Origin of the sequence: Agromyces allii (genome assembly GCF_009749385.1) — a bacterium.
GTDB lineage: Bacteria > Actinomycetota > Actinomycetes > Actinomycetales > Microbacteriaceae > Agromyces > Agromyces allii.
Window position 1 is genome coordinate 39,325 of the sequence record NZ_WBIN01000007.1, and the last position, 14,674, is coordinate 53,998.

Consider the following 14,674-nt stretch of genomic DNA (forward strand, 5'->3'; position numbering starts at 1 on the left):
TCGTTCGGTCATCGGTGGTCGGATGCCGCGGCGACCGTGAGCACGGTCGCGAGGTCGGCCGTCGAGCTGCCGCCGACCCACACGTCGAGCGTGGTCGCGTCCTGCACCCAGTCGCCGGTCGCGGCGCTCCAGTGGCGGAGCTCGGCGGGGCCGAGGTCGAAGGTCACGGTGCGGGTCTCTCCTGCGGCGAGGGTGACGCGCTCGAAGCCCTTGAGTTCGCGCACGGGGCGCGACGACGTGCCGTACCGCTGGTGGATGTAGAGCTGCACGACCTCGTCGGCTTCGCGATCGGAGGTGTTCGTCACGTCGACCGACACGGTGGCGGTCTCGCCGACGGCGATCTCGTCGCGGTCGAGGCGCAGCGCGTCGTACGCGAAGGTCGCGTAGCTCAGGCCGTGGCCGAAGGGGTAGAGCGGCGTGGACTCCTCGTCCCAGTAGCGCTTGCCCTGGTTCTGCGGCTCGAACGTGCGCAGGTGCGAATACACCATCGGCACCTGGCCCACGTGGCGCGGCCAGGTGAAGGGCAGGCGCCCGGCCGGCGAGGTGTCGCCGAACAGCACGGAGGCCACGGCGTCGCCGCCGCGTGTGCCCGGGTACCAGGCCTGCAGGATGGCCGGCACGTTCGCGTCGGCCCACCGCAGGTCGAGCGGGCGGCCCGACATCACGACGAGCACGATCGGGGTGCCCGTCGCGGCGATGCGCTGCAGCTGCTCGAGCTGACGGCCGGCGAGCTCGAGCGTCGATCGCGAGGCGTTCTCGCCGATCTGGTTCTGGCGCTCGCCCACGACGACCACGGCCACGTCGGCCTCGGCCGCCACGGCGACCGCGCGCTCGATCTCAGCGTCGTCGTCGTAGTCGGCCGGCGTGTTCACGACGGTGGGGTCCTGCCGGTCGAACATCGACGGGAACACGCGCGAGGGGATGCCGGCGCCGGCCGCGTGCTCGACCCGTACCGAGTCGCCGACCCGGGCCCGGATGCCCTCGACCAGGCTCACCGTCTCGTCGGTGTCGTGCACGAAGACCCACGGTCCGAGCGTGTCGCGCTTGCTGTCGGCGAGCTGTCCGATGACGGCGATCGAGCCGAGCGCGGCGGCGTCGAGCGGCAGCGCGGCATCGTTCTTCAGCAGCACGGCGGTCTGCTCGGCGGCGGACTGCGCCAGGTCGCGATGCGACGGGGCGTCGAGGACCGCCGCGACGGCCTCCTCGTCGACGTACGGGTTCTCGAAGAGCCCGAGGCGGAACTTCGCCTCGAGCACGCGACGCACGGCAGTGTCGAGCACGGCCTCGTCGACGAGACCCTGCGCGACGGCATCCGGCAGGGTGCCGAAGGCCGGGTCGAACATGCACATCTCCATGTCGAGGCCGGATGTCAGGGCGCGAGCCGCGGCATCCGTCGCCGACGCTGCGAAGTGCTGGGTCTCGAGTGACTTGACCGCGTTGGCGTCGGAGACCACGAAGCCGTCGAAGCCCAGCTCGTCGCGCAGCACCTGGTTGAGCAGCCATGGGCTGCCGCTCGCGGGCACGCCGTTGAGGTCCATGTAGGCGCTCATGACGGTCGCGGCACCCGCGGCGACGGCCGCCTGGAAGGGCGGGAGGTAGACGTTCCGCAGCTCCGAGTCGGAGATCTCGGCGTCGTCGTAGTCGCGGCCGCCGCGGGCGGCGCCGTAGCCGGCGAAATGCTTGGGCGTCGCGAGCACGCTCTCGGCGCCGAGGTCGCCCTGGAAGCCGCGCACCTGCGCCGCGGCGACCGCCGAGCCGAGGTACGGGTCCTCGCCCGCGCCCTCGATGATGCGACCCCACCGCGGGTCGCGCGCGATGTCGATCATGGGCGCGAAGCTCCAGTGGATGCCGATCGCCCTGGCCTCGCGGGCGGCGACCACCTGCGAGCGCTCGATGACCGCAGGGTTCCACGACGCCGCCTGCGCGATCGGCACCGGGAAGATCGTGCGGAGTCCGTGGATCACGTCGAATCCGAAGATGAGCGGAATGCCGTGGCGGGTCTGCTCGACCGCCAGGCGCTGCAGACGGTTCGCCGTGGCCGCGTTGGTGACGAAGAGCGCCGAGCCGGCGGTGCCGTTCGCGATCGCCGCCTCGACCATCTGCGGCTGGCGGATGAAGGCCTGGTGCTCGGGCGGCACCGTGCTGAGGTCGAAGTCGGCGGGCAGTTCGCCGACCGAGCCGAAGTAGAAGTACTGGCTCAGCTGGCCGGCCTTCTCCTCGAGGCTGAGGCGCGAGAGCAGGTCGTCGACGCGCTCGGCCACGGGCAGCGCGGTGTCGCGGTACGGGAGGACGCGGAGGTCGGTCATGGTGTCTGGTCTCTCAATCGTGGATCGGTCGGGTCGAAGTACGGGTCGGTCTCGTGATCGGCGGGTGCGCTCAGCGGATCTGCGCGAAGATCTCGTCGATGGTGCGGAACACGGCGAGCGTGTCGGCGGCGGTGTGCACGGGGTGCTCGGTCACGCCCTCGGCGATGGCGCCGATGACGGCGCGCAGCATCGGCACGTAGCCGCTGCCCTCGCGCGGGAACTCGACGAGGTCGGGCGTGCGGAAGATCTGGCGCATGCCGCCCGCATGCACCTCGAGGTCGGTGGTCGCCCAGAACGGCGGCGTCAGCGTGAGCCAGCCCTTCGGCCCGCCGACGGATGCCGTGAGCTCGGCGAACTCCGACATCGAGCTCGCGCACTGGGCGTATCGACCGTCGGCGTACTCGAGCGTGAAGTGCTCGGCGATGTCGAGCCCGTCGTCGCGCACGGTTCCGGAGGCGTGGACGCTCGTGGGCTCGCCGAACACCGAGTGGGCGAGCGTGATCGGGTAGATGCCCTGGTCGAGCAGGGCGCCGCCGCTGCGCGCGACATCCCACTTGCTGCTGTCGCCCTCGTTCGGGAACGGGATGCCGAAGGTCGCCCGCAGGTTGCGGGGCTCGCCGATCGTGCCGTTCGCGAGCTCCTCGTGCAGGCGGACGAAGACCGGGCTGAACTTCATCCACATGGCCTCCATGAGGAAGAGTCCGCGCTCTGCGGCGAGCGCGAACAGATCGGCCGCTTCGGCGGCGTCCATCGTCATGGGCTTCTCGACGAGCACGTGCTTGCCGGCGAGCAGTGCCGCGCGGGTCATCGCGTGGTGCGTCGCGAACGGGGTCGCCAGGTAGATCGCGTCGATCTCGGGGTCGGCGAGCACGGCGTCGTAGTCGCCCGTGGACGCCGGGATGCCGAACTCCTCGGCGAACGCTGCGGCCTTCGCGGCGTCGCGGCTCTGCACGATGACGACCTCGGCGCCCTCGCAGGACTGCAGGTCGGGCACGACGCTGCGCGAGATGGTGCCGGTGCCGATCGCGGCCCAGCGCTGCGGCACGCCCGCGCCCGCGCCCGCGCCCGCGCTCATGATCGCTCCGGCAGGCTCGCCCCATTGCTGCGGGCGATGTCGCCGAGCCACGCGAGGCTGGGCTTGGGGTGGCGCGCGAAGTCCGCGCGGTCGACGGCGATGAGCCCGAAGGTGGGCTCCCAGTGGCCCCACTCGAAGTTGTCGAGGGCCGACCAGTGCAGGTAGCCGCGCACGTCGATGCCGTCGGCGACGGCGTCGCGCAGGCCCTGCAGTGCGCCCGTCGTGTAGGCGATGCGCTGCTCGTCGTCGGCCGTGGCGATGCCGTTCTCGGTCACGAGCACGGGCAGCCCGGTGACGGCGGCTGCGTGGCGGATCGTGATGCCCAGCGCGTCGGGCCGGTAGGCCGCGCCGGTCAGTGTGTTGTCGGGGTGCGGCGGCGCGGGCACCATGCCGGTCGCGTCGATCTCCTGCGTCGAGTACGACTGCACGCCGATGAAGTCGTCCCCACGTGCGCCCTCGAGGTAGAGGTCTTCACGGGCGTGGCGTTCGCTTTCGAGGTACGCCTCGTTCTCGGGCTTCGCCCACAGGGCGAGGTTCGCGACGGTCCAGCCGATCTTCGCCGACGTCTTCGCGCGGAGCACCTCGCGGGCCGCGTGATGGGCGTCGACGAGTCGCTGCCCGACCTCGAGCGTCGGCCGCGGGATCACGATGCCCTCGCCCGGCTTCACGGTCGGGGTGTCGAACGCGGGCACCGCGTCGGGGTTGATCGCGCGGGCCATGAGCACCATGAGGGCGAGCATGTTGGGCTCGTTGATCGTGCAGATCCACTCGACGCCGTCGAGGATCTCGGTGACCCGGGTCACGTACGCCGTGAACCGGTCGAGGGCGGTCTCGCCGAGCCATCCGCCCTCCTCGACGAACCAGCGCGGGCTCGTGAAGTGGTGCAGCGTGACGACGGGCGTGAGTCCCAGGCCGATCGCCATGTCGATCATGCGGCGGTAGTGCGCGAGCTCGGCTCGTGAGAACTCGCCGGGCAACGGCTCGACGCGCGCCCACTCGATGCCGAAGCGGTACGACGTGAGGCCCGCATCGGCGAGCAGCCGCATGTCCTCCTTGTACCGGTGGTAGCCGTCGACCGCGTCGCCGCTGAGGCCGAGATGCGGCATCCGCTGCTCGTACACCCACCAGTCGCTGTTGAGGTTGTTGCCCTCGATCTGGTGCGGGGCCGTTGCAGCGCCCCAGAGGAACGGGGTCGGGAAGCCGGTCATGTCGTCGTGCCTTTCGATGCGGGGTCGAGCTGGAACAGGTGCATTCGGACGTCGGATGCCGCGGGCAGCCGGCCGTCGGCAACGGCCGCCCGCGGCATCCGCTCGCCCTACTTCGCGCTGCGCACGAAGATCATGACGATGTTGCCGCCGATGAGCGTGCAGGCCGCCGCGACGATGAACAGCAGCCCGAAGTTCTTGTCGGCGCCCTCGACGCCGATCAGCAGCAGCGGGGCCGCGACGATCGGCGCGATCGCCTGGGCGATGGTCGTGGAGTACCCGTTGATGCCCATGTAGCGGCCGGCCTCGGTGTCGCGCTCGGGCAGCACGTCGAGCACGATCGCCTGGTCCACCGCGGAGAACACGCCGAGGCCGATGCTGGTGACCACCGATCCGACGATGAGCACGGTCGCGTTCGAGCCGCCGAAGGCCATGACGATGGCACCCGCGGTGAACGCGAGACCCGCGAGGAGCACGAAGAAGCGGCGACGCTTGAGCTTGTCCGACAGGAATCCGCCGAGGATGGCGCCACCGGCCGTGGCGACCACGCCGAACAGCGACAGGATCGTGATGAGCCCGCCGATGTCGGCGACCTGGCCGCCCTCGCTGAGGCGCGACGCGAAGAACAGCGTCGTGAACGTGGTCGCGAACGTGACGCCGAACATGAAGAAGAGGCGGCCGAGCCAGTTCCACGCGAAGTCGGGGTGCTCCTTGGGGTTGAAGACCATGTCCTTGAGGGCGCGGCCGAGCGTGAGCTTCTGCTCGACGACGAGGTCGCGGCTGCTCGGCTCCTTGACGAGCGTGACCCAGAGGGTCAGCGCGACGGCGCCGATGAGACCGGGCACGAGGAAAACGAGGAAGCTGTTGCCGATGAACGCGCTGGCGATGCCGACACCGAGCACCGACGCGATCATCTGCGTGAAGCCGCTGAGGCCGGCGACCTTGCCGCGCTGCTCCTCGGGCAGGCGGTCGGCCTGCGAGAGCAGCAGCGAGCTGAGCACGGTCGCCCAGCCGAGCTGGGTGACGACCCAGGCCAGGGCGAGCACGGGCACGCTCGGCGCCGCCGCCATCAAGGCCAGGCCGATCAGGCCGACGATCGTGCCGCCGATCGCGAAGGGGCGACGGCGGCCGAGGCGCGACCGCGTGCGGTCGCTCCACATGCCGACGAGCGGCTGCGAGATCGCGGCGGCGATGGCTCCGACGCCGACCACGTAGCCGAGCAGTTCGATGTTCTCGGGCGCGAGCTCCTGCACGCGGAGCGACAGCGAGATGCCGATCGGGGCGACGAGTGCGGCGTACGAGCCGAGCGTCGCGATGATCAGCAGCCAGATGTAGCCGGCGCTGACCCGCTCGCGCACGATGACCGAGCCGGTCGGGGTCACGTCGTCGAAGTCGGGCTCGCCTGCGCCGACCATGCGGCCGAGGGGGCCGCCTTCGGCGTCGGCGAGCGCGGCGCCCAGCGGGTCGGCGCCCGGCTGGGGGGTGCCGGTGTCGAGGTCGTTGTTCATGATGGGACTCCTTTGTCAGGTGGGGCTGGGGTGGTGCGGGGGTCTGGTGGGTGGTGTCGGTCCGGCCGGGCGGACGGGCGGGCCGACCGGGCGGGCCGGGCCGGTCGGGCGGCTAGTCCACGTTGAGGGCGACGGATGCCGGTGCGCACCCGTCCGCCGTCACGGTGACGGTGATCTCGCCGGCGCCCGTCGGGCGGACGATCGCGAGCGCCCGCCCGTCGAAGGTGCGGTGCTGCGGAGCGGTGAAGCCCTCCTCGGTGATCGGTGCGCCGCTGCCGAGCGCGAGCACGGCCGGGCCGACCACGGTCACGGTCACGGTGCGGTCGTGCGTGGCGTGCACGGTGCCGTGCTCGTCGGTCAGTTCGATCGCGAGGTAGGCGAGGTCGGTGCCGTCGGCGCGCAGGCTCGTGCGGTCGGCGAGCACGCGGAGGTCGAGGGTCTCGGATGCCGCGGCCAGCGCGGTGCGCCCGGTCTCGACGCCGTCGCGGTAGGCGACCGCGACGAGCTCGCCCGGCCGGTAGACCGTCTCGAAGTCGGCGCGGAACTTCCGCGACTCCCCCACCGTCGCGCGGCCGAGGGGCGCCCCGTCGAGCCGCAGCTCGACCTCGTCGGCGTCGGCGTAGACCTCGACGTGGATGGGGCTGCCCTCGAAGCCGGCCCACGACCAACTGCCGATCGAGTCGGTCCAGGCCCAGGGCGTGGCGACGGCGATGTCCTTGCCGTGGTGCTCGGGCCGCTGCACGGCGATGTAGGGCTCGGAGCGCAGGCCGAACACGATCTCGCGGTAGTACGACGCCGGGCGGCGGAAGCCCGTGATGTCGAGGTCGCCGCACCAGGCGGTCAGGCCCGGGAACCCGGTCGCGAACGAGGCCTGGCCGCGGGCGCCGTCGTCGGCGTACTTGACGACGCCGATGCCCGTCTCGCCGAGGTAGTCCCAGCCGGTCCAGGTGAAGTCGCCGAGCACGTGGCTGTTCGCCGTGACGAGCGCCCAGTTCTTGTCGATGTCGGTCGGCCAGGTCTCGGCGCCCACGATGATGCGGTTCGGGAACAGCTCGCGGTCGAGCTCGTAGCGCGCATCGCCGTAGTTCATGCCCGCGATGTCGAGCACCGCGAACGACTCCTCGACGCGTTCGGTCGCCTGCGGCGAGGCCTGGATGCGGCTCATCATCTGCCCGAACCCGGCCATCATGCCGTTCACGCCCGCGGGGCCGGCGTCCGCGGCCGCGGCCCGGTTCGCCTGCATCATCGGGATGATCGTGTCGAGCATCGAGACGAACCCGTTGATGCCGTTGGTGATGTACCGGGTGTCGTCGAGCGAGCGGATCTTCTCGGCCAGCCTGCGCCCGATCGCGGCGCCGAAGCGGTTGCCCGTCTCGGGGATCTCGTTGCCGATCGAGTACATGATGACGCTCGGGTGGTTGAAGTCCTTCGCGACGAGCGCCTCGAGGTCGCGCTCCCACCACTGCGAGAAGTCGGAGGCGGTGTCGAAGTCGCTCTTGCCCGAGGTCCACATGTCGAAGCTCTCGTCCATGACGAGCATGCCGAGCCGGTCGCAGGCCGCGAGCAGGGCGCTGCTGGCGGGGTTGTGGGCGCTGCGGATCGCGTTGAACCCCGCGTCCTTCAGGGCCTGCACCCGGCGCTCCTCGGCGCGGGCGATCGAGACGGCGCCGAGCGGGCCGTTGTCGGAGTGGATGCACGCGCCGCGCAGCTTCACCTCGCGCCCGTTGATGCGCAGGCCCTTCTGCGGGTCGAGCTGCAGGGTGCGGATGCCGAAGCTCACCCGTTCCTCGTCGATGGGGCCGTCCGTGGCATCCGGCCCGCCGACCTCGGTGAGCTGCAGGCGCAGCGCGTACAGCGACGGGTCCTCGACGCTCCACAACGCGGGGCTCGGAACCGGGAGCCGGAGTCGCGCGACCTGGCGCTCACCGGGGAGGAGCGTGACCGGCGTGCTGCCCGAGGCGACCTCGGCGATGTCCTCCTCGACGACGGCCGCGCTCAGGCGCACCGTCGCGGTGACGGGTCCGTCGTTCTCGACCGTCACGGCGACCTCGACGATCGCACGATCGGCATCGACATCCGGGGTCGTCACGCGAACGCCGTCGTGCGCGATGTGCAGCGGCGCCTTGGTGATCAGGCGCACGTCGCGGTGGATGCCGGCACCCGCGTACCAGCGGCTGTCGAGGTGGGTGCGGCACTCGACCCGCACCTCGTTCTCGGCGCCGAAGTCGACATAGGGGTCGATGCGCACGGCGAAACGCGAGGTGCCGAACGCGTGCTGCCCGGCGAGGGCGCCGTTCACGTAGACCATCGCGTCGCGGTAGACGCCGTCGAACTCGAGCAGCATGCGGGAGCCGCGAGCCTCGGCGGGCACGGTGAAGGTCTTGCGGTACTCGAACGAGCCGCCGCCGAAGTACGCCGTGGTGTCGCCGCGCGGTGCGTCGGCCGAACGCTCGGTGCCGATCAGCGCGTCGTGCGGCAGCAGCACCTCGGTCCAGCCGGTGGCGCCGGCGCCGCCGAGCTCCTGGAAGGCGGTCACCTTCGTGCGGAAGCTCCAGCCCGTGTTGAACGCCACCCGCGAGGGGTCGACGCGATCCGGGGCGGTCACGGTCTCGGTCTCGGTCTCGGTCTCGGTCTCGGTCTCGGTACTCGTCATCGAGGGGCTCCAACTTCATCGGCGGGTGGTGCGGGCGGCCGGATCGATGGATCAGGTATCGCGCGTTACTTCGAGGAGTAAACCACAACAGGTAACGCGCGTCAACACCGGATCTCCAGCGCCTCGAGACCTGGATGCCGGTTCGACGGCGTTCTGGGTTACGCGCGTCAACCCGCGATAGGCTTTCGCGCATGATCACCACCAGCGAAGACGTCGCCAAGCACGCCGGCGTCTCGCGCGCGACGGTGAGCCAGATCCTGAACGGCCGCGGCCAGCGCTTCGCCGAGGCCACGCGCGACCGCGTGAACCAGGCCGCTCGCGAGCTCGGTTACGAACCGTCGTCGGCCGGCCGCACCCTCGCACGCGGATCGAGCGACTTCGTCATCGCGCTGATCCCCCACACCACCTTCGGCCCGACACTGCAGGACTTCTTCAGCCGCATGACCGACGAGCTCGCCACGCACGGCCTCACCCTCGTGCTGCGGCTGTCGACGCCCTCGGCGGCCTCACTCGGGCGCGTCATCGCCAGCATGAAGCCGGCCGCGGTGTTCTCGCTCACCCGCTTCACCGACGAGGAACGCGCCCTCATCGGCAGCCGTGGCGTGCTCGGTCTCGACCCCGACTCGACGGGCGACACCGACTACAACCACGCGATCGGCCTGCTGCAGGGCCGCACGCTCATCGCGCACGGGCACCGCCGGCTCGCCTTCGCGCACCTGGCCGACGCCCGCCAAGACCCGTTCGGCGCCGACCGCGAGCTCGGCCTGCGCGACGCCTGCCTCGAGGCCGGACTCCCCGAACCCGAGTCGATCGGGCTCGACGTCACCCCCGACGATGCCGCGCGCGCCCTCGACGAGCTGAGCGGCACGGGCATCGCCGTCGCCTGCTACAACGACGACGTCGCCACGGCCCTGCTCTCGGCGGCGACCCGGCGCGGCTGGCGCGTGCCCGAAGACCTCGCCCTCATCGGCATGGACCACACCACGCTCGGCCGGCTCACGCTGCCGCCGCTCACGACGCTCGACTTCGACCTCGAGACCGCGGCCGAGGCCGCCATCGAGCGCATCCTCACGACCACCGGCCACGCGGACGCCACGCAGCACCCCCAGCGTCACGCCGCGCTCCGCGTGGTGCCCGGCGGCTCGATCTAGCCGAACCGCGCGAACACGCCGGGGCTGAACAGCACGGAGTCGGGCGCCGCCCCGACGACACCCGGCAGGCCCGCCGCCGCGACGAGGTCGTCCGTCAGCGACGTGAGGATCGCGGGATGCAGCACCCATGGCTCATGGGCATTCGGATGCCACCGCGTGCGGCCGAGTCGTCGGGTGAACATGGCCCAGCGGGCCGTCAGGAACGCCGATGTCTCGTCCTGCGCGATGCGGGAGCGGTCGACGGTCGCCTCCATCGCTGCGGACGCGCCGCTGCCGTGGCGACGCGACCGATAGGCGACCCGGTCGCCGTCGACGCCGCCGCCGTCGCCGCCGCCATGGACGCCGCCCGAGGTGTCGGCCCAGACGTACGGAAGCGAGAACGTCGCCCGGGCCGCGAGGACGGCAGCCAGCCGGGACGCCTCGAGCGAGCGGAACACGACCCCGCGACGCCCCGCACCGTCGACGGCGTACAGGCGGACGTTGATCTCGACGAAGTCGCTGATGAGCGGCACCGGGCCGACCGGACCGAGCCTCGCCTCACCGAGCCGGAACGCGATGAGCCCGACCCAACTGCTGCCGTCGTGCAGGTCGGGACGCGTGCCGGCCGGGAGCAACGGCGCGACGCGTTCGGCGTCGACCCGCCAGTGCACGAACAGCGCGTCGCTCCAGCGCTGGCTCGCGATGGCGCGCTCGATGCGGTGGGGCGGGGTGGCGCTGATCGGTTCGATCACACGCCACAGCGTAAGCGCACGCCCAGCGCGCGTCGACGCGACATCCGCTCGATGGATCGCACGGATGCCGTGACACCCTTCGCCCGGAGTCGGCCCAGCGCGGGTGCGCCGTCGGCGACACGACTACGCGACCCGCGTGGTTCGGTGACGCGTGCGGCGGCAGGAGCATGTGCGTGACGGCGGAGTCCGTTCCCGGGCATCCATCGCCGTCGCCCATCGATGCGAGGAGACCACCATGCCCACCACACCCGCCAGCGGTCGCAGGCGCCCGCTGCGCATCGCGCTCGCGCTCGTCGGCGCCGCCGCCCTGACCGCCGTGTCGGTCGCACTCCCGGCCGCGGCCATCGAGAGCGCGCACCGCCCTGCGCCGGCCCCCAAACCGACCGTCGTGCTCGTGCACGGCGCATTCGCCGACTCGTCCGGCTGGAACCAGGTGACCGAGCGCCTGCAGAAGCGCGGCTTCACCGTGCTCGCGGCATCGAACCCGCTGCGCGGACTCACCACGGACGCGGAGTACATGAAGTCGATCCTCGCGACCATCGAGGGGCCCATCGTCCTCGTCGGCCATTCCTACGGCGGTGCGGTCATCACGAACGCCGCGACGGGCAATCCGAACGTCGTCTCGCTCGTCTACGTCGCCGCGTACGCGCTGGATGCAGGCGAACGGCTCATCGACGCGAACGAGCTCGGCGGCGGCCACTCCGTGCTCGGGGACCACCTCGTGATCCGCCCGTACCCCGGCGCAGCGGAGGGAGATGCCGACGGGTACATCGATCCCGCTTTCTTCCGCGAGCTCTTCGCCGCCGACCTGCCGAAGAAGGACACGGCCGTGATGGCCGCATCGCAGCGGCCGGCGGCGCTGCAGGCCCTGTTCACGCCGTCGGGCGAGCCCGCCTGGAAGACGATCCCGAGCTGGTACATCGTCGCCTCGAAGGACAACACCATCCCGCCCCAGGCCGAACGGGCGATGGCCGCACGGGCCGGGTCGAAGACGACCGAGATCCGCAGTTCGCACGTGGTCATGATGAGCCACCCCGGCGAGGTCACCGACGTCATCCTCGACGCCGCGAAGTAGCCACGCCACGCCGGAACGGCGAACGCCCCGCCTCCTGGAGAGGAGGCGGGGCGTTCTGTGGCGGTACCGGTGGGATTTGAACCCACGGTGCGCTTTCACGCACACAACTTTTCGAGAGTTGCACCTTCGGCCGCTCGGACACGGTACCGAGGTCAATAGTAGGCGACTCTGCCGAATCGACCAAAACGAGCGGCCGGGCCCCCGACCGGACGACCCGCATGACCCGCAGCGCGGTTGGTCAGGCCAGTTGGTCGGCCACGAGCGCGGCATCCTCCCCGACCCCGATGAGCAGCGGCGACTTGCGCCGGCGGAGCCACGGCACCCCCACGAACCAGAGTCCGTCGGCCGCACGCCCGACCGCGGCATCCTGGATCGGGAACCCCGTCTCGTCGAACGCACCGGGCACGTCGACCCAGTCGTAGGCCGGTCGGAAGCCGCATGCGACGAGCACCACGCCGAGGTCGCCGAGCGTCGGCACCTCCGCCGTCTCGATCGGCGCATCGAGCGGCTCGGGCGGATGCGGGTCCGGCAGGCCGCGCGCGGCGGCGGCCTTGCGCGCGAGGTCGCAGATGAGGCGGAACCCGGCATCGCCCGCCACGAGCGTCTCGGCGAGGTCGTCGGCGACGACGAGCCTCCCATCCTCGACGCCGAGCACGCGCCCGACGAGGCCCACGCCGTCGCCGGCGAGCGTGCGGAGGCTGAGGTCGTGCCCGCCGCCCGCCCCGGTGGCGAGCGGGTTCGCGGCCAGACGCACGGCGGGCGACGGCTGGTCGGCGAGCACCTGCTCGAAGAACCCCGCGTCCTCGAGCCAGTCGAACCCGTCGCGACCGGCGATGCGGCGCGGCATCGAGGGCGCCCGCCCGGGCGCGATCGTCACCTCGCGTCCGGCCGCATGCAGCTCTTCGGCGATCTGGCATGCGCTCTGCCCGCCGCCGATGACGAGTGCGGGTCCGGCGGGCAGTGCGGCCGGCGAGCGGTACTCGGTCGACATGACGACCGGCGCCTGCCGGGCGAGGTCGTCGACGAAGGCGGGCCGGTGCGGCCGCTGGTACGCCCCCGTGCAGACCACGACCCTGCGCGAACGGATGTCACCGGCAGGCGACCTCGCGACGAATCCCGCCTCGTCGTGCTCGAGCCGATCCACCGCGTGGTGCTCCTGCACGGGGGCATCGAACGAGGCGGCGTATCCCGTGAGGTGGTCGACGATCTCGTCGCGCGGGAGGTAACCCCCCGGATCAGTGCCGCGATACTCGCCGCCCGGCAGCCGGATCGCGCTGTTCGGCGTCACCAGGCAGAAGGAGTCCCACCGCCCCGCCCATGCCGACCCGATGCGATCACCCTCGAGCACCACGTGTTCGACGCCGCGCTGCGACAACTCGTGGCTGACGGCGAGTCCGGCCTGACCGGCTCCGATGACGAGCACGTCCACGTCCGCGGACATGTGCACAGGCTAACCCCCTGATGCGGCATCCGCACCCCGAGATGGCCGGCCGCGCGTGGAGCGCCCGTGCGTCGACCGATGTCGGCGGCCGCCCGTACGCTCGCACCATGGCCAAACCCGCATCCGCGTACCGTTGCACCGAATGCGGCTGGAGCACCGTCAAGTGGGTCGGCCGGTGCGCCGAATGCCAGCAGTGGGGCACCGTCGTCGAGGCGAGCGAGCAGACCGGCATCACGCGCGCGCTGAAGCCCGTCGCGATCGGCGCCTCGCAGGTCGCACGTTCCATCACCGAGGTCACGACCGAAGAGCGCGGGCACTGGCCGAGCGGCGTCGGCGAGTTCGACCGCGTGCTGGGCGGCGGCATCGTGCCCGGCGCGGCCATCCTGCTGAGCGGCGAGCCCGGGGTGGGCAAGTCCACCCTGCTGCTGGATGTCGCGGCGCGCGTCGCGGCCTCTGGTCGGCGTGTGCTCTACGTGAGCGCCGAAGAGTCGGTCGCCCAGGTGCGCCTGCGCGCCGGCCGAACGGGCGCGATGCAGCCCGAGCTGTTCCTCGCCGCCGAGACCGATCTCGCGACCGTCATCGGCCAGGTCGACGCCGTGCAGCCCGAGCTCCTGATCGTCGACTCCGTGCAGACCGTCACGAGCTCCTTGAACGACGGCATCGCGGGCCAGCCGGGTCAGGTGCGCGAGGTGGCCTCGACCCTCATCCGTCTGGCGAAGGAGCGCGAGCTGCCCGTGCTGCTCGTCGGCCACGTCACGAAAGACGGCACCATCGCGGGCCCGCGCCTGCTCGAGCACCTCGTCGACGTCGTATGCCAGTTCGAGGGCGACCGTCAGACCGCCCTGCGTTTCGTGCGCGCGCTCAAGAACCGCTTCGGCCCCACCGACGAGGTCGGCTGCTTCGAGATGACCGGCGACGGCATCAGCGAGGTGCCCGACCCCAGTGGGCTGTTCCTCAGCCGCGGGGCCGCCGTGAGCGGCACGTGCGTCACCGTCGCACTCGAAGGGCGTCGCGCGCTGCCCGTCGAGGTGCAGGCGCTCGTCGTGGCCACCAAGGCGCCGCAGCCCCGTCGCGTCGTCAACGGGGTCGATCCGTCGCGCGTCGCGATGATCCTCGCCGTGCTCGAACGCCGTGCGGGCCTCCGCCAGATCGGCGAGCACGACGTCTACGTCTCCACGGTCGGCGGGGTGCGCCTCATCGAACCGGGTGCCGACCTCGCCATCGCCATCGCCATCGCGTCGGCCATGCGCGACCGCGCCGTGCCGCACGACCTCGCCGCCTTCGGCGAGATCAGTCTCGCCGGCGAGGTGCGCCCCGTCAGCTCGGCCAAGCAGCGCGGCAGCGAAGCCCGCCGGCTCGGCTACACGACGATCCTCGACGTCGAGGCCGGTAGCGTGCAGGCCGCCGTCGGCCGGGCGTTGGCCGCCGCCACCACCGAGCGCGAACGCGAGCTCGACGCTGCCTTCTAGCGCCCGGCTCGCAGACACGCTCCCGCCCGGCGGGCGGCACCCTCGCGCGCCCACCGCATC

Annotated in this window: 10 protein-coding genes and 1 tRNA gene; 3 read left to right on the forward strand and 8 right to left on the reverse strand. The window is 71.7% G+C overall.

The window, feature by feature from the left end; genetic code table 11:
• Positions 1 to 8: 8 nt before the first annotated feature.
• The 5 genes from GQR16_RS09975 to GQR16_RS09995 all read right to left on the reverse strand — a co-directional run bounded on the left by GQR16_RS09975 (position 9) and on the right by GQR16_RS09995 (position 8,747).
• The gene (locus GQR16_RS09975) at positions 9 to 2,306 is read right to left on the reverse strand and encodes a glycoside hydrolase family 3 N-terminal domain-containing protein (protein WP_157414994.1); all 2,298 of its coding nucleotides are present in this window, start codon (positions 2,304 to 2,306) and stop codon (positions 9 to 11) included.
• Positions 2,307 to 2,376: 70 nt separating this feature from the next.
• Positions 2,377 to 3,381 (reverse strand): Gfo/Idh/MocA family protein, encoded by a 1,005-nt coding sequence (locus GQR16_RS09980; RefSeq protein ID WP_157414995.1) that lies wholly within the window; start codon positions 3,379 to 3,381, stop codon positions 2,377 to 2,379.
• Positions 3,378 to 4,589, reverse strand: a complete 1,212-nt coding sequence (locus GQR16_RS09985; protein ID WP_157414996.1) for a family 1 glycosylhydrolase — start codon at positions 4,587 to 4,589, stop codon at positions 3,378 to 3,380. The genes GQR16_RS09980 and GQR16_RS09985 overlap by 4 nt, the downstream gene beginning before the upstream one ends.
• Before the next feature lie 107 nt (positions 4,590 to 4,696).
• Positions 4,697 to 6,094 carry an MFS transporter gene (locus GQR16_RS09990; RefSeq protein WP_246200708.1) on the reverse strand — a complete coding sequence of 466 codons (1,398 nt, stop codon included), beginning with the start codon at positions 6,092 to 6,094 and terminating at the stop codon, positions 4,697 to 4,699.
• 112 nt (positions 6,095 to 6,206) lie between these two features.
• A complete protein-coding gene (locus GQR16_RS09995) occupies positions 6,207 to 8,747 on the reverse strand; it encodes a glycoside hydrolase family 2 TIM barrel-domain containing protein (RefSeq protein ID WP_157414997.1) in 2,541 nt (846 codons plus the stop codon).
• Between the two features lie 191 nt (positions 8,748 to 8,938).
• Between GQR16_RS09995 and GQR16_RS10000 the strand changes: the two genes are divergently transcribed.
• Positions 8,939 to 9,898 carry a LacI family DNA-binding transcriptional regulator gene (locus GQR16_RS10000; protein WP_170298455.1) on the forward strand — a complete coding sequence of 320 codons (960 nt, stop codon included), beginning with the start codon at positions 8,939 to 8,941 and terminating at the stop codon, positions 9,896 to 9,898.
• Here the strand turns inward: GQR16_RS10000 and GQR16_RS10005 are convergent.
• A complete protein-coding gene (locus GQR16_RS10005) occupies positions 9,895 to 10,629 on the reverse strand; it encodes a YqjF family protein (RefSeq protein ID WP_246200710.1) in 735 nt (244 codons plus the stop codon). The genes GQR16_RS10000 and GQR16_RS10005 overlap by 4 nt on opposite strands.
• Before the next feature lie 235 nt (positions 10,630 to 10,864).
• Between GQR16_RS10005 and GQR16_RS10010 the strand changes: the two genes are divergently transcribed.
• On the forward strand, positions 10,865 to 11,704 hold the full coding sequence (locus tag GQR16_RS10010; RefSeq protein ID WP_157415000.1) for an alpha/beta fold hydrolase: 840 nt from the start codon (positions 10,865 to 10,867) through the stop codon (positions 11,702 to 11,704).
• Between the two features lie 58 nt (positions 11,705 to 11,762).
• Here the strand turns inward: GQR16_RS10010 and GQR16_RS10015 are convergent.
• Together GQR16_RS10015 and GQR16_RS10020 are read right to left on the reverse strand one after the other, a co-directional pair.
• Positions 11,763 to 11,852: transfer RNA gene (locus tag GQR16_RS10015), tRNA-Ser, on the reverse strand.
• A gap of 90 nt (positions 11,853 to 11,942) precedes the next feature.
• On the reverse strand, positions 11,943 to 13,145 hold the full coding sequence (locus GQR16_RS10020; protein WP_157415001.1) for a flavin-containing monooxygenase: 1,203 nt from the start codon (positions 13,143 to 13,145) through the stop codon (positions 11,943 to 11,945).
• A 107-nt stretch (positions 13,146 to 13,252) separates the two neighbouring features.
• Between GQR16_RS10020 and radA the strand changes: the two genes are divergently transcribed.
• Positions 13,253 to 14,614, forward strand: a complete 1,362-nt coding sequence (radA, locus tag GQR16_RS10025; RefSeq protein WP_157415002.1) for a DNA repair protein RadA — start codon at positions 13,253 to 13,255, stop codon at positions 14,612 to 14,614.
• Positions 14,615 to 14,674 lie beyond the last annotated feature (60 nt).

Coding starts and splice junctions, on each gene's coding strand:
- GQR16_RS09995 (WP_157414997.1), bottom strand. CDS start 8,747: ATGACGAGTACCGAGACCGAGACCGAGACCGAGACCGAGACCGAGACC.
- radA (WP_157415002.1), top strand. CDS start 13,253: ATGGCCAAACCCGCATCCGCGTACCGTTGCACCGAATGCGGCTGGAGC.
- GQR16_RS09975 (WP_157414994.1), bottom strand. CDS start 2,306: ATGACCGACCTCCGCGTCCTCCCGTACCGCGACACCGCGCTGCCCGTG.
- GQR16_RS09980 (WP_157414995.1), bottom strand. CDS start 3,381: ATGAGCGCGGGCGCGGGCGCGGGCGCGGGCGTGCCGCAGCGCTGGGCC.
- GQR16_RS10010 (WP_157415000.1), top strand. CDS start 10,865: ATGCCCACCACACCCGCCAGCGGTCGCAGGCGCCCGCTGCGCATCGCG.
- GQR16_RS10000 (WP_170298455.1), top strand. CDS start 8,939: ATGATCACCACCAGCGAAGACGTCGCCAAGCACGCCGGCGTCTCGCGC.
- GQR16_RS09990 (WP_246200708.1), bottom strand. CDS start 6,094: ATGAACAACGACCTCGACACCGGCACCCCCCAGCCGGGCGCCGACCCG.
- GQR16_RS09985 (WP_157414996.1), bottom strand. CDS start 4,589: ATGACCGGCTTCCCGACCCCGTTCCTCTGGGGCGCTGCAACGGCCCCG.
- GQR16_RS10020 (WP_157415001.1), bottom strand. CDS start 13,145: ATGTCCGCGGACGTGGACGTGCTCGTCATCGGAGCCGGTCAGGCCGGA.